At 44.4% G+C, this 15133-nt stretch carries 13 protein-coding genes; all 13 read right to left on the bottom strand.

Features of this window, described 5'->3' with window-relative positions; all coding sequences use genetic code 11:
• Window positions 1-622: 622 nt before the first annotated feature.
• Complete coding sequence (locus tag VK080_RS09880; RefSeq protein ID WP_324224606.1) at window positions 623-2293, bottom strand: glycerol-3-phosphate dehydrogenase/oxidase; 1671 nt, start codon at window positions 2291-2293, stop codon at window positions 623-625.
• A 204-nt stretch (window positions 2294-2497) separates the two neighbouring features.
• Entirely contained in the window at window positions 2498-2875 is a 378-nt protein-coding gene (gene dhaM, locus VK080_RS09875) for a dihydroxyacetone kinase phosphoryl donor subunit DhaM (RefSeq protein ID WP_324224604.1), read from the bottom strand.
• Between the two features lies 1 nt (window position 2876).
• Window positions 2877-3497, bottom strand: coding sequence for a dihydroxyacetone kinase subunit DhaL (gene dhaL, locus VK080_RS09870; protein WP_324224603.1), 621 nt, complete (start codon window positions 3495-3497; stop codon window positions 2877-2879).
• Between the two features lie 15 nt (window positions 3498-3512).
• Entirely contained in the window at window positions 3513-4496 is a 984-nt protein-coding gene (gene dhaK / locus VK080_RS09865; protein ID WP_324224602.1) for a dihydroxyacetone kinase subunit DhaK, read from the bottom strand.
• Window positions 4497-4575: 79 nt separating this feature from the next.
• Window positions 4576-6069: a glycerol kinase GlpK gene (gene glpK, locus VK080_RS09860; RefSeq protein WP_324224601.1), complete on the bottom strand. Its 1494-nt coding sequence runs from the start codon at window positions 6067-6069 to the stop codon at window positions 4576-4578.
• Between the two features lie 30 nt (window positions 6070-6099).
• Window positions 6100-6930 (bottom strand): MIP/aquaporin family protein, encoded by an 831-nt coding sequence (locus tag VK080_RS09855; RefSeq protein ID WP_324224600.1) that lies wholly within the window; start codon window positions 6928-6930, stop codon window positions 6100-6102.
• A gap of 215 nt (window positions 6931-7145) precedes the next feature.
• Entirely contained in the window at window positions 7146-8363 is a 1218-nt protein-coding gene (fdhA, locus tag VK080_RS09850) for a formaldehyde dehydrogenase, glutathione-independent (protein WP_324224599.1), read from the bottom strand.
• Between the two features lie 109 nt (window positions 8364-8472).
• Window positions 8473-9021 carry a glycerol-3-phosphate responsive antiterminator gene (locus tag VK080_RS09845; protein ID WP_324224598.1) on the bottom strand — a complete coding sequence of 183 codons (549 nt, stop codon included), beginning with the start codon at window positions 9019-9021 and terminating at the stop codon, window positions 8473-8475.
• A gap of 224 nt (window positions 9022-9245) precedes the next feature.
• Window positions 9246-10685: a nicotinate phosphoribosyltransferase gene (locus VK080_RS09840; protein ID WP_324224597.1), complete on the bottom strand. Its 1440-nt coding sequence runs from the start codon at window positions 10683-10685 to the stop codon at window positions 9246-9248.
• 117 nt (window positions 10686-10802) lie between these two features.
• A complete protein-coding gene (gene acs / locus VK080_RS09835; protein ID WP_414672239.1) occupies window positions 10803-12716 on the bottom strand; it encodes an acetate--CoA ligase in 1914 nt (637 codons plus the stop codon).
• Window positions 12717-13016: 300 nt separating this feature from the next.
• A complete protein-coding gene (locus tag VK080_RS09830; RefSeq protein ID WP_324224595.1) occupies window positions 13017-13541 on the bottom strand; it encodes an acyltransferase in 525 nt (174 codons plus the stop codon).
• Window positions 13542-13544: 3 nt separating this feature from the next.
• Complete coding sequence (ppaX, locus tag VK080_RS09825) at window positions 13545-14180, bottom strand: pyrophosphatase PpaX (RefSeq protein WP_324224594.1); 636 nt, start codon at window positions 14178-14180, stop codon at window positions 13545-13547.
• On the bottom strand, window positions 14155-15114 hold the full coding sequence (locus VK080_RS09820; protein WP_324224593.1) for a nucleoside recognition domain-containing protein: 960 nt from the start codon (window positions 15112-15114) through the stop codon (window positions 14155-14157). Before VK080_RS09820 ends, ppaX begins: the two co-directional genes overlap by 26 nt.
• Between the last annotated feature and the right edge of the window lie 19 nt (window positions 15115-15133).

The following is a 15133-nucleotide window of genomic DNA, read 5'->3' as shown; positions in this document are numbered from 1 at the left end:
TCAAATGCTTCTATACCTTTTGAAAAATAAAAATCACCGTCCGGAATATAGGGGATAATTTTCTCCTTTTTTCCCTGTGCATGATTGTCTGATTGCAGCATACAGCCATCCCTCTCATTGTCGAATCTCATCGAACAAAGTATATCACAATTGCTGGGAGAATTATACATCTAAATGAAGATAAAAATAGGAAAAACAGCCTTACGCATGAAGGCTGCTTTTTCCTAATTGTAGAAACAGGGATATGAAGGGCTCTTCATGGGTTGGGCTGAAGCTTACCCGAATTAGGGATATTCCCTCGGATTTTGTGTGTAATTCATCACCGTTTGTGGGACTTTCTCCTGGATTTGAAATAGGTTTCCCAAGTTTAATAATTGGATGATATCCGTTCTATATGATCGATATCCCTGTTATGTGGTTGATATTTTCCAAATTTGGTTGATATATCTCCTATCCGGTTGATATCCTCGAATTTAGGGGAAATATTTCCTATTCGGTTGATATCCCCCGTATTCGGTTGATTTCTTCTATATTTTGACGATATATCTCCTGTTCGGTTGATATCCTCCGATTTGGGGTGATTATCTCCTATAAAGAACACAAGGGACAGTCGACCCGTCCCTCACATCTCATTACTTATCGGATGAACTGCTTCATAGAGCAATTGTTCAAGCTCTTCGGTATAGCTCTGTTTATGCTTGTCGCTCCATTGCAACACTTCAGCCATATACGCAATCACGTTATCTTTGTGCGCTTTGACAAATTCAATATCGAAAAACAGTGCGCCGGTCCGCCGTACAAAGAAGTCAACCGGCTTATAGGTCATTTCATTTTCTATGGCATATATCAGCTCAGCAAACACGACCGGATCAATACCTGCGTTCTCAGCCTCTTGAGCTTTCGTCCGGTACAGCTGCAAAATCTGATCTGTATTGGAGCCATATTTTTGGATGAGATAGATGGCCGTTTCCTCGTCAATGCCTAAATCAGCCGCGTCTGCCACTTTTTCATCCTTATATTGCTGAAATCCATTTGAACCGCCAACTTCACCGCCGGAAATCGGCAAATGTTTCGTTTCAGAATCAGAATACAAAATGCCCTCTTCTTCTTTAAGCTGTTTGACAATCGTATCCACAGCGTCTTCAGCCATTTTGCGGTAGCCGGTCAATTTTCCGCCGGCCATGGAGATCAGACCTGAATCTGAAATGAAAATTTCGTCTTTACGGGAGATTTCATCCGGATCATCTTTGCCCTCCTCCGCAATTAACGGTCTTAAGCCGGCATAGCTTGAATCAACATCATCTTTTGTCATATTAAGTGAAGGAAACATATAATTGATCGCATCCAATAGGTAATCACGGTCTTCTTCAGTCATTTGCGGGTGAGCAATATCACCTTTATAGCTCGTATCCGTTGTACCGACATACGTTTTTTTATTCCGGGGTATAGCAAAAATCATCCGACCATCCGGTGCATCAAAATAAATCGCCTGCTGCAGCGGAAATCGTTTTTTTGGAAATACCAGATGGACACCTTTTGTCAGATGAAGGTTTTTCCCTTGTTTGGAGCCATCGATTTCCCGAAGATCATCCACCCATGGGCCCCCTGCATTAATGATTTTTTTCGCATAAACATCATGCTGCTCACCGGTTATCTGATCTTCCACAACCGCTCCGGTCAGTTTGTCATCATCATATATAAAATCAACGGCTTTTGCATAATTGACCGCATAGGCACCATTCTCGACCGCTTTCTTCATGACATCAATCGTCAGGCGGGCGTCATCTGTTTTGTATTCGACATAGAAGCCTGCACCTTTCAGATTATTCCGTTTAACGAGTGGTTCCTTTTCCAAGGCTTCCTGAGGGCTTAGCATTTTCCGGCGTTCTCCCTTTTTGACACCTGCCAGAAAATCATATAACCGCAAACCAATATTCGTGGTGAATGGCCCGAATGTGCCGCCTTTATAAAACGGCAGCATCATCCATTCGGGAGTTGTCACATGGGGGCCGTTCTCATAAACAATCGCCCGCTCCTGACCAACTTCCGCAACCATTTTCACCTCCAACTGCTGCAAGTAACGGAGGCCGCCATGCACTAATTTAGTCGATCGGCTTGACGTCCCGGCAGCAAAATCCTGCATTTCCACCACGGCTGTATTCAATCCGCGGGTGACGGCATCAAGCGAAATTCCCGCACCGGTAATACCACCGCCGATGACGAGCACATCAAGCTGCTTTTGTTTAATATTCCGAAAAGTATGCGCCCGGTCAAGACTTGAAAATGTTGACATCATCATTCACTCCTTGTCACCTGTATCTAAACATAACCAAAAAACTACTATTGCATGTATTCCCGAAAAAAAGAAACCGCAAAATAGACCAATGAAAAGACATCATCAGTTCTTTGCGGTTTCTCCATTTCTCCAGCACACTTATTAACTTACTTTCATCATATCATACGGACATAAAGTGTGTATAGTCATTTACTTCAGCACTCATGACCCGAACGCTTTCGTTACAGCAGCAGCAACATTTTCCAAATCTTTTTCCATGCCGGCTTCAACCGCTGCCACATATGCGCCCTCCACCAATGGCGCTTCCATGATCCTGACATCATCTGCTTCTATCATTTCTGCGGCCATTTCCGCGTTCATTTTGGCACTGCCAATATCATAAAACACTAAAACACCTTTACCGTTATTGGCCCGATCGATTGCTTGCTGTATCTTGTCAATACTTGTTCCGATATCATTATCATCCGTTCCACCGGCTATTTCAATCGGCACATCTTTAATCACTTGGTGGATAATATCGTATATGCCTTCAACGACTTCAGGACTGTGGGAAATGAGCACAATACCAACATAGGACATATTATGCTTTCCCTCCAATGACGTCGGCCAGTGCATCGAAAATATAGAATGAAGAAGCAGAACCCGGATCAATATGCCCGATTGACCGTTCTTTAAAATAAGCTGCCCGCCCTTTTGTCGCCATCATATCCTTTGTCTGTTCCATGGCGTTTTTCGCCTCTTCTGCCATTTTATCTGTATGGAAATCCGCTTCCTGATTAAAAAAATCCACCATCGGTGACCATACATCAACCAGCGTTTTTTCACCTTTTGCAGCTTTGCCCCGCTGCTTGATACCATTGACGGCTTCTGCCAGCCCATTCGTAAATGTCGCATAATCCACTGGGTCATTTCCTTTAACGGCCGTGGACAATTTCAGAAATGCCGTGCCAAATAACGGGCCTGATGCACCGCCAACTTTCGACATGAGCGTCATGGCAGTATCCTTTAAGACATCTGAACTGCTTGTATAGTCCTGGTTTTCAATTTTATTAACAACTTCCTGGAAACCGCGTGCCATATTAATCCCATGGTCACCGTCCCCGATCGCCTGGTCAAGGGTTGTGAGATAATCCTTATTCGCCTGCATTTTTTCGTTTGATGCTTTAATCCATGCCACAACATCCTGTACGGTTAATGTCATGTTAACCCCCCTTTCTCAGCTGCAAAAAGCAGGTGCCTGTGATGGTGCATCAAGCAGTTTTTTCAATTCATCATCCAATTTCAATAACGTTACCGAACAGCCTGCCATTTCCAACGAAGTCATATATTCACCAACATATGTTTTATAGACACGAATGCCTTTTTCCTGCATGATGGCCTGTACCTTTTTATTGACAATATATAGTTCCATCTCCGGGCTAGACCCGAGACCATTGACCATAACAGCTACATCACCACCGGAAAAATCAAAGTCATCGAGGACTTTATCAGTCAGTTCTTTCGCTATTTCATCAGCAGTTGTGATGTCTTTTCGTTCAATGCCTGATTCACCATGAATACCAATACCAATTTCCATTTCATTTTCAGCCAATTGAAAACTTGGCGTCCCGGCGGCGGGTACTGTACACGGCGTCAAAGCCATGCCCATGGAGCGGACGTTTTTAACCACTTTTTCAGCAACCGCCTTGACTTCATCCAAAGAACCGCCCTGTTCTGCTTTGGCTCCAGCGATTTTATGAACCAGAATTGTACCGGCAATGCCTCTTCGTGAAGGTTCTTCTTCTACGGCAACATCATCGTTCACAACCACTTTTTCCACCTTAATGCCCTCTGCTTCAGCAAGTTCTGCCGCCATTTCAAAATTGAGGACATCGCCTGTGTAATTTTTGATGATTAAAAATACACCGGCATCCCCATCAACAGCTTTAATCGCCTCAAATATCTGATCAGGTGTCGGAGAAGTGAAAACTTCACCGGCAACAGCAGCATCCAGCATGCCTTTACCGACATAACCGGCATGTGCAGGCTCATGACCGCTGCCACCGCCACTGACAATACCGACTTTATTCGCAATCGGAGCATCCTTTTTTGCAATAACGGATGTTCCGGATAATTGTTTCAGTTTATCAGGATGTGCAGCAACAAGCCCTTCTGCCATATCCTGTACAACCTGATTGGGATCATTAATAATTTTTTTCATTTGTTGACCCTCCCTGCTTTTATTATACATGAAGAGGGAGATCAACCTTCAACCTTTTGTTAATCCCCCCTGAAGGTGTTTATTTAAACGTTCTTGCCGCCTCGACAGCTTTTTTCCAGCCAGCATAAAGCGCATCGCGTTTGTCTTCATTCATCGTGCTGTTAAATGTGCGTTCATGCTGCCACTGTTCAGCAATCTCGTTTTTATCTTTCCAGTAACCGACAGCGAGCCCGGCAAGGTAGGCTGCTCCCAATGCTGTTGTTTCCTGAACGACAGGCCGTTCAACCGGGACGCCAACAATCTCACTCTGGAATTGCATCAAGAAGTCATTTTTGACCGCGCCGCCATCAACTCTTAGTGCTTTTAAATCTATCCCGGAATCTTCAATCATCGCATCCAGAACATCCTTTGATTGATACGCCAGTGATTCAAGTGTTGCCCTGATCATGTGCTCTCTTGTTGTACCTCGCGTGATGCCAAAGAAGGCTCCTCGTGCGTCACTGTCCCAATAAGGTGTTCCCAGTCCAACAAACGCCGGCACCATGTACACACCATCCGTTGAATCCACCCTTGTTGCATAATCTTCACTCTGCGGCGAATTGTCGATGATCTTCAGACCGTCACGCAACCATTGGATGGCCGATCCGGATACAAAAATACTCCCTTCCAAGGCGTATTCCACTTTACCACCAACACCCCATGCCAGTGTTGTCAAGAGACCATGTTCAGATTTAACACCTTCATCACCCGTATTCATCAGCATGAAGTTACCGGTTCCATATGTGTTTTTCGCCATGCCTTTTTCAAAACATGCCTGGCCGAACAATGCCGCCTGCTGGTCACCGGCAATACCGGCGATTGGAACTTCATGACCGAAGAAATGATAATCCACTGTTTTTGCATAAATCTCGGAAGATTCCCGAACCTCAGGCAGCATGCTTTTCGGCACACCCAATATATCCAACAATTCATCATCCCATTCAAGATCGTAAATATTGAACATTAACGTTCTGGAAGCGTTGGAGTAGTCCGTAATATGTGTTTTGCCGCCGGAAAGTTTGTAAACCAGCCATGTGTCAATAGTACCGAACAGCAAATCACCATTTTGAGCTTTTTCCCTTGCACCTTCAACATTATCAAGAATCCACTTCACTTTAGTCCCGGAGAAATAAGCATCGATCAATAAACCGGTTTTTTCGCGGATCACATCTTCATAGCCCTGTTCAGCTAATTCTTTGCAGATGCCATCCGTCTGGCGTGATTGCCAGACAATCGCTTTGTAGATTGGTTTCCCCGTATGTTTATCCCAAATAACAGTCGTTTCCCGCTGATTGGTTATACCAATGCCGGCTATTTGGGATGGTTCCACATCAGACTTGCGCAAAACTTCCGAGATACAAGCAAGAATAGACGTCCAGATTTCATTTGCATCATGTTCGACCCAGCCCGGATGCTGGAAAAATTGCTCAAACTCTTTTTGGGCCGTTTCTACGATTTCCCCGTCGTGGTTAAACAGAATGGCCCTTGAGCTCGTTGTCCCTTGGTCCAGTGATAAAATAAATGTTTCGCTCATAGTGTTCTCCTCCTAAAAATGTATATTTTTCTATACAATTTTTTCCTCTAGTTCATCTGCTGCTGTTTTCGCTTTCCTTAACTCCGCATTCGCTGCCCCAACGAAAATGACCGCAACTAAAGCACTTAATATCCAAAACAGTACAGAAAACTCACCTAAGAACATGGCGTTGTAAAACACAGCACCGTAAATACCTCCTAATACCGGACCAACAACAGGGATCCAGGAATATCCCCAATCTGATCCGCCTTTGCCAGGAATCGGAAGCAATGCATGCGCAATTCTCGGACCAAGGTCACGAGCGGGGTTAATCGCATAGCCGGTTGTACCTCCCAGTGACATCCCAATCGCAACAATCAACAAACCGACAATCAATGGATTTAGCCCTTCTGTGAACTCATTTGCACCGATAAACATAAGCCCAAGCAAAAGAACAAATGTACCAATCATTTCACTGACCAGGTTGGAAAAAGGACTGCGGATGGCCGGCGTTGTGGAGAAAACATCACGCTTTGCCACTTTATCTTCTGTTACTTTCCAATGCGGCAGATAATTAAAGAACACAATGACTGCACCAATGAAGGCACCGATCAATTGAGCACTTATATACATCGGAACTTTTGCTAACGGGAATTCGCCGGCAGCAGCAAACCCGAGTGTCACAGCAGGGTTAATATGAGCCCCTGTAAACTGACCAACCGCGTATACGCCCATTGTAACACCAAGCCCCCAACCAATGGTGATCAAAACCCAGCCGGTACCTTCTGCCTTTGATTTTTTTAGAACAACGCCGGCAACAACACCTCCACCTAAAATAATCAGAATCATCGTACCAATTAATTCTGCTAAAAACTCGGGCATCTCCATCACTCCTCTTAACAATTTATGCGTCTATTAAGCAAACACTCAATGGCTCAAAAAAGACCCACGCTACAATAGACGTACTTTGCCTAAAAGTACTATTGCAGCGTGGGCCTCCATGTCTCCACCACGATCTTAACTTGTTGGAAACAATTCTACCTCAAAATGTAAACGCTGTCAACAGTTGTTTACATTTTAATTTGTAGAAAATGGATTTAACTTCGTACCAAGCCATGCGGGTCAATGACAAACTTTTTCGATGCGCCGCCATCAAACTGCTTATATCCATCCGGAGCTTGATCAAGTGAGATTAATGTAGCATTTACAGCCTTTGCAATATTTGCTTTGCCACTTAATATTGCTTTCATCAAATCTCTATGATATTTCATAACAGGTGTTTGTCCGGTTACTAATGTATGTGCCTTGGCAAAACCCAACCCGAAGCGAATTTTCAACGTTCCTTCTTTGGCATCATCATCTTCCGCACCGGGGTCACCGGTTACATAAAGACCAGGAATTCCCAGACGCCCGCCTGCTTTGGTTGCGCCCATAATTGAATTCAAAACGGCAGCCGGGGCCTCTCCTGCGCCCGCACCGTGACCGCTTGCCTCAAAACCGACCGCATCAATCGCACAGTCGACCTCAGGAACCCCCAAAATTTGCTCAATCTGTTCACCAAGATCATCATGCTCGCGCAAATTGACTGTTTCACATCCAAAGCTTTTCGCCTGTGCTAACCGTTCTTCAATCATATCCCCAACAATGACAACCGATGCGCCTAACAATTGAGCTGAATGTGCAGCTGCTAAGCCAACAGGTCCTGCACCAGCAACATAAACCGTTGACCCGGTTTTAACATCAGCACTTACTGCACCATGATAACCGGTCGGGAAAATATCCGACAGCATGGTTAAATCAAGAATTTTGTCCATTGCCTGGTCTTTATCAGGAAATTTCAGCAACTGAAAATCCGCATATGGTACCATGACATATTCAGACTGGCCACCGACCCAGCCGCCCATATCGACATAACCATATGCCGAGCCCGGACGATCGGGATTCACATTCAAACAAATGTGAGTATCCTGTTTCCGGCAATTCTCGCAGCGCCCGCACGCAATATTGAATGGCACGGATACAAGATCGCCTTTTTTGATAAATTCCACGTCACTTCCGACTTCAATCACTTCACCGGTGATTTCATGGCCCAGCACAAGTCCGCTCGGTGCCGTCGTCCGTCCTCGCACCATATGCTGGTCACTTCCGCAAATGTTTGTTGTAACGACCTTTAGAATGACCCCATGATTACATTTTCTGCCGACATTCAGTGGATTAACGCCTGGTCCATCCCGCAAGATCAGATCAGGATAATTTGTATCCTGTACCTCTACTTCTCCAGGCCTGACATAGACTACCGCTCTATTACCAGCCATACAATCACAACTCCCTTAAAAGTTTAATGGTGATCATTTTTGTAAGCGCTATCATTCTATGAAAATAGTAACACATTATGACTGAAAATTTCAACAAGTGAGTGACCTTTTATAACATCTCCCATAATTCAGTATTTGAAGTCGATACAGCAATCGCTCCTGCGTCCAAGGCTGAAGAAACTTCATCTATGCTCCTCACAAGGCCTCCCGCAATCACAGGTATTCCGGTATTTTTATTTATTTGTTCAATAATATCCGGGATAAGTCCAGGCAAAAGTTCGATACAATCCGGCTGAAAACGTTCAATTAATGTTAAATTTTGATCAAGGGCCATACTATCGAGTAAAAACATCCGCTGAATAGCAAGCAGCTTATGTTTTTTGGCAAGCTTAATCATATTGCCCCTGGTCGAAACAATACCATCTGGTTTAATATGACGAATTAAAAACTCCATTCCGTATTCATCAGTTTTCAGTCCCTGGATTAAATCGAAGTGAACCAAGACCTGTTTATCAGCACGCCTTGAATACGTCACGAGGCTTTTCAACTGAGCAAGTCTCGTTTCCAGAAAAATAATGGTGTGATGTTCAGATTCCAAAGCCTTATCAAAGTCTTTCATTGTCCTGATCGCCGGTAGTAATCCTGTTGGCAAATTCATATGAGGTCCTCCTCCTCAACTATCCTCAGCCATCAACTTCTGAACGATTCCTTCGTATACCATAAATGGAACAAACACTCGCCAAAAGAAGCAACGGCAGCATCCATACTGTAATGAATGCCGCGCTTAAAAACCGATCGAATGCATTTTTCCTAATATCCCCACGCCCAACACATGTTTCCAAATATTTATTTAGACGCGACAGAGATAAGCCATTTATATTTCTAATCTATCGAACGTTGCTCAATCAGATCCTGTTTCATCTTCCATAAATCATAACTCAAATCAACATAATACGTTTGCGGGTTCAAGAGTCTCAATGTTTCCGCCCATATATAGGATAGCTGCTTTTCATGATAACGATGAATTTCTTCAAGTGTCGGCAGTTGATACACTTGTTTGCCATTGATGAAAATCGGCTGCAGAAGATCAACCGCTTCGTAGTCATTCACGTATTTGAATTTTTGCGGGAATAGCGGATCGAACATTTTCAGCGGTCTGTCATCCACTGTTTCATGTTCAAGTGCAACATAGTCGCCTTCCGATTTATTCGTTTTGCGGTTAATAATCCGGTATACTTTTTTCGGCCCGGGCGTCGTCACCTTGGCCAGGTCTTCAGACAGCTTAATGACGGGGATGAGCTTGTTTTTGTCTTCTCTGGCAACAAGTTTGTACACACCGCCGAGTGATGGCTTCCTGGCACCGGTAATCAATTTTGTTCCGACACCCCACGAATCAATTTTGGCCCCTTGCAATTTCAGATGCATGATTACTTCTTCGTCAAGATCATTGGAAGCCATGATTTCAACATAATCCATACCTGCCTCATCAAGCATTTGTCTGCCTTCAATCGAAAGTCGGGCCAAATCACCGCTGTCAAGGCGGATGGACTTCAATTTTTTTCCTTGCGATTCGAGCATCTTCCCGGTTTTGATGGCATTGGGAATTCCCGATCTGAGTGTATCATATGTATCGACGAGCAATATCGCCTGATCAGGCATGGCCTTGGCAAAATTCATGAATGCCTCTTCCTCTGTGTCATGGTCCTGGATCCATGAATGGGCATGTGTTCCTTTTGTCGGAATATTAAAAAGCTTACCAGCCCGCACATTGGATGTTGCATGAAATCCGGCGATGTAAGCAGCGCGGGCGCCCCAAACCGCAGCGTCGGCCTCCTGAGCTCGTCGTGAACCAAATTCAACAAGCGTATCGTTGTTGGCAATCTGTTTAATGCGGCTTGCCTTGGTTGCAATCAGGCTCTGATAGTTCATGAAATTCAGAATGGCTGTTTCAACCAGCTGGGCTTCAAAAATACGTGCTTCAACCCGGATGATCGGTTCATTCGGAAAAATAATTTCTCCTTCACGCATGGCATAAATGTTCCCGGTAAAGGAAAATCGACGCAGCTCGTCCAGAAATTCTTCTTCATAATTTTCTTCCTGCTGTTTTAAGTAGTCGATATCTTCATCCGTAAAGTGCAAGTTGTTGATGTAGTGCACAATCCTCTCCAGTCCGGCAAAAACCGTATAGCCATTCCGAAAAGGATTTTTTCGGATATACGCATCAAAAACAGCCTTTCTATTATGGGAGTTATTTTTCCAGTGTGCATACATCATATTAATTTGGTATTTATCTGTGTGCAGCGTTAAGTTTTCGTAATCCATCGATTTCCTCCATTATATGACTTTACTGGTATTGTATCTAAAAAACGCTTCCATTTAAACCATGAACACTTAAGAAAGCCACCGCTGCTGCAACGGTAGCCTTCTTCTTTTACGTAATTATGTTTTCGGATTTAATTCTGCTGTTACAATATTTCTGATGTGTTCGATGACATCTGGATTTTCAAGCCCGGTAACGTCACTGGTCACGTCGCCGGACGATACAATTTCTTTCAGCAGACGCCGCATAATTTTACCGCTGACGGTTTTCGGCATCGCTTCGATAAACCACACAGATTGCGGACGGGCAAACCGACCAATACGATCCACAACCTGTTGTTTTATTTGTTCCTGTAAAGCATCTTCTGCTGAAACAGATTCATCTCTTAATGTCGCAAATACAACAGGGACCTCACCTTTGATGTCATCCGGGATGCCAATGACCGCCGTTTCGGATACGGTATCGCTTTCCAGAATGGCATTTTCCATCTCCATTGTGCTCAGGCGGTGCCCTGATACATTAAAGGCATCATCCGAACGACCAACGACCCAGAAATAACCGTCCCCGTCCTCTAAAGCAATGTCACTCGCGAAATAACTTCCTTCCACCTGGCTGAAGTATTTTTGATAATACCGTTCAGGTTCTTTCCAAAGCGTACGGCATAACATTGGAAACGGCTTACGAATGATCAAGTTGCCTAATGTGCCACGAGGGACCGGGTTGCCATCATCATCCACAATGTCAACATCAGCACCTAAAAATTGAATACCTGCTGACCCCGGTTTCATCGGCGACAGCCAAGCTGCTCCCGCTAATGGACAGCCTGCTGTTTCGGTCTGGCCCCACGTATTGTTCACACAAATTCGTTTTTTCCCTAGAACATCACGTGTCCAGTGCCATGTATCCGGATCAAACGGCTCTCCAACCAGTGATACAACATCAAGGCAGGAAAGATCGTAAGTTTCGAGCGCCTTTTCCCCAAGACTACGAAGCATCCTTAAAGCGGTTGGTGCCGTGAATAGTTTGCTGACACGATATTTTTCAATGATTTGATAAAAACGGTCCTTTTCAGGGTAGTCAGGTGCACCTTCATAGACGACCGTTGTTACACCATTCGCCAATGAACCGGCAACACCCCAGATGTGCATCGTCAGCCAGCCGACATCAGCGGTACACCAGAAGACATCGTCCGGCCGGTAATCCATATGATATTTCGCATAAATGTAATTTTGAATGACAAAAGCCATGCCTGAATGGACAACACCCTTTGGTTTACCCGTTGTTCCGCTCGTATAAAACACAATACCCGGTTCATTCGCCTCGACACGAGCAGGTTCACAATGGATACTGGCCTTTTTGCGTTCATCGTGCCACCATAAATCTCTTCCTTCTTTCATGTCCGGTTCGGTACCTAAACGGTCGACGACAAGCACATGATTAACAGCAGAGATTTCATCAATGACCCGGTCGACTTTTTCTTTTAACGGAATGACTTTCCCGCGCCTGATACCCGCGTCAGCCGTAACAATCAGTTTTGGTTCAAAGCTGTCTAAACGATCTTTTAAAGACTGTTCGGAAAAACCGGAGAATACCGTGCTGTATACAGCCCCCAAGCGAAAACAGGCCAGGATTGCGATAAACGATTCAGCAAGATTGGGAAGATAAATTACAACCGGATCACCTTTTTGGATGCCCTGTGACTTAAGGACATTGGCAAACCGATTCACTTCTGCCAGCAGCATTTGGTAAGTATAAATACGTTCTTCCCCGTCTTCACCTTCCCATATGAGCGCCGTTCGATTACCGGCACCATTTTCAATATGCCTGTCTAAAAGATTGTAGCAGGCATTACTGATACCGTCTTTGAAAAACTCAAAGTCCGGTAAACTTCCGCTTATCGTTTCCTTCCATGGTTCAAACCAGTGCAATTCCTGTGCAACTTCATCCCAAAAGGCTGCCGGTTCTTCCTGTGACTTCTTTAATAAAGATTGAAATGCTTCCTGACTTCCCAACGGTGTTGATTCCGTTTTCATTTGGTCAGGATACACGAGCTTACTGTTTTTGATAACGTCATGAATACCGCCCGCATCTGCCGACAACTGAATCTCCTCCCTCGATATTTTAATTTTCGGATGCTTTTTTGCTATAGTGTTTCTTTAATCATAACGCGCACTAATGTAAGCGCTGTCATTATATGGCACATTATACTATATATGACAGAAAATTTCAATAATAAAAAACTTCATTCAGCGGAACTGTTTTCTCCGCTGAATGAAGTTAAAATAATCGGACCTTTACAGATAGTAGTCCCTATTGCAATTAAATGTCTTCTATCATTCGGGAGTCTTATCCTCACCCATCCGTTTCGCCATCTCTTCCTTCGTATAAATCACCCGCATCGGATTGCCGCCGACAAACGCTCCCGACGGCACATCCCGATTGACCAGTGTTGCTGAAGAAACGACAGCACCGTCCCCAATCGTAATGCCGGGCAGGATCGTGGTATTGGCGCCAATCATGACATCATTGCCAATCACCACATCACCAATCCGATATTCCTTGATCAAATATTCATGTGCCAGGATAGTCGTATTATAGCCGATGACACAGTTAGATCCGACCGATATTTTTTCCGGAAACATGATATCAGGCATCACCATTAGTGCAAATGCAGTTTTTTTCCCGACCTTCATCCGCAAAAAGGTGCGGTAAAGCCAATTTTTCACACGCAAAAAAGGGGTGTATCTTCCCAATTGAATAAAAATAAAATTTTTCATTACTTTCCAGAATGGTACGGTTTTATAGATTTGCCAAAGGGAATTGGCATGTTCAACAGGATATCGATTCGTTTTCCGCATCGCTTACACTCCTGTGATTTCCAGCAGGTCCAACATGTCATCCAACATGTACGACGGCTTATATGTCAATAATTTCTCCCTGCCTTTTAATGACCAGGCAACACCTGCCGTCTTAACACCCGCGTGATGACCTGCTTCAATATCATGCGAATTGTCACCAACCATCAAGGTTGTATCCGCGTTTGCATCCAATGCTTTGATTGCCTTTATAATTGGTTCGGGATGTGGTTTGGCGTGAGTCACATCATCAAGTGTTATAACCATTTCAAAATAGTCATCGAGCCCGGTTGTTCGTAAGCCCATATTTGCCGTTCCACGCATTTTTGATGTTACAACACCAAGCTGAATCTGCCTTTTCTGCAGTTCTGCCAGTGTTTCAGCAACATTGGGGAAAGCCTTCACATAATCATCATGGTGCCGCTGATTATGCTGTCTGTATATGTCAACCAGGGCATCCACTTGATCGGGAGCAACTTGCTGAAACGTCTCTCTTAACGGCGGGCCGATAAATTCAATGGCTTCCTCACGGGAGAGATCTTTCCCGTAATAGTCAAACGTATGCATAAACGATTCGATGATCAATTCGTTTGTGTCAATTAACGTGCCATCAAGATCAAAGAGTATGGTATGAATGTTCATGTGCTGGTTCCTTCCTGTTCTTTTTATCCAATCGTTTCCAAACAAATGCGACACACATCGTCAATACGATGGCAGTGGCCAGACGGATGAGCAATAACGGCCAGACAGGGATCCCCAGGGGAATAAATATCACTGTATCCTCAACAACCGCGTGACAGGAAACAAGAAAGATCAATGCCAAATACATATCCCGCCTTGATACCCCATCCTCTTTCACCGCCTGAATCATCAGACCCGCACCATAGGCAAGACCAATTGTCAGTCCGGCCACCAGCGTCATGGATGTGTTTTTTTCCATTCCCAGCATTTTGGTGAATGGAGCAAGTTTATCAGAAATGGCAGTCAGCCAGCCTTTCTCGCGGAAAAATTGCATAATAATCATTAATGGAATAACAATTAGTGCCAGCTGCACAATAGCCACGAGTGCCGTTTGCAATCCGTGTAATGAAATCTCAACCCACCCGTTCAGTACGACATCGGATGACGAGATGAGACCATACTGCGCTAATTCCGCTCCGCCATTCCACAGCAGGTTAATCACAGTGGCAGATATTAACGCGAGTGAAATGCGAATACCGGAAATGAGCCACCAGCTCACGCCAACCTTGGAAGCCACCGTGGATTCAATAAACAAGTTATGTGAAAAGGACATCATAACCGCCAATATAAAGACTTCTTTTACTGTAAACTCAAATGACACAATCGCTGCAATGCCGGCATATAAATTCAAAGCATTGCCCAATACTAACGGTACAGCGGCCTCACCGGACAGCCCCAGCAGGCCCATTAATGGACTGATTTGATCAATAACCCAGGGCAGTACCGGCGTATACTGCAATATAGTCACAATCAGTGTAATGGGGAAAATGACTTTCCCTAATGTCCATGTTACTTGGAGTCCTTGCTGCAAACCCCGCTGCAAAATTCCAGTCAATTGCCCATCACCCGCTTTT

It is taken from the genome of Lentibacillus sp. (assembly GCF_035301925.1).
GTDB lineage: Bacteria > Bacillota > Bacilli > Bacillales > Amphibacillaceae > Lentibacillus.
This window is presented reverse-complemented; position numbering and strand designations above follow the sequence as displayed.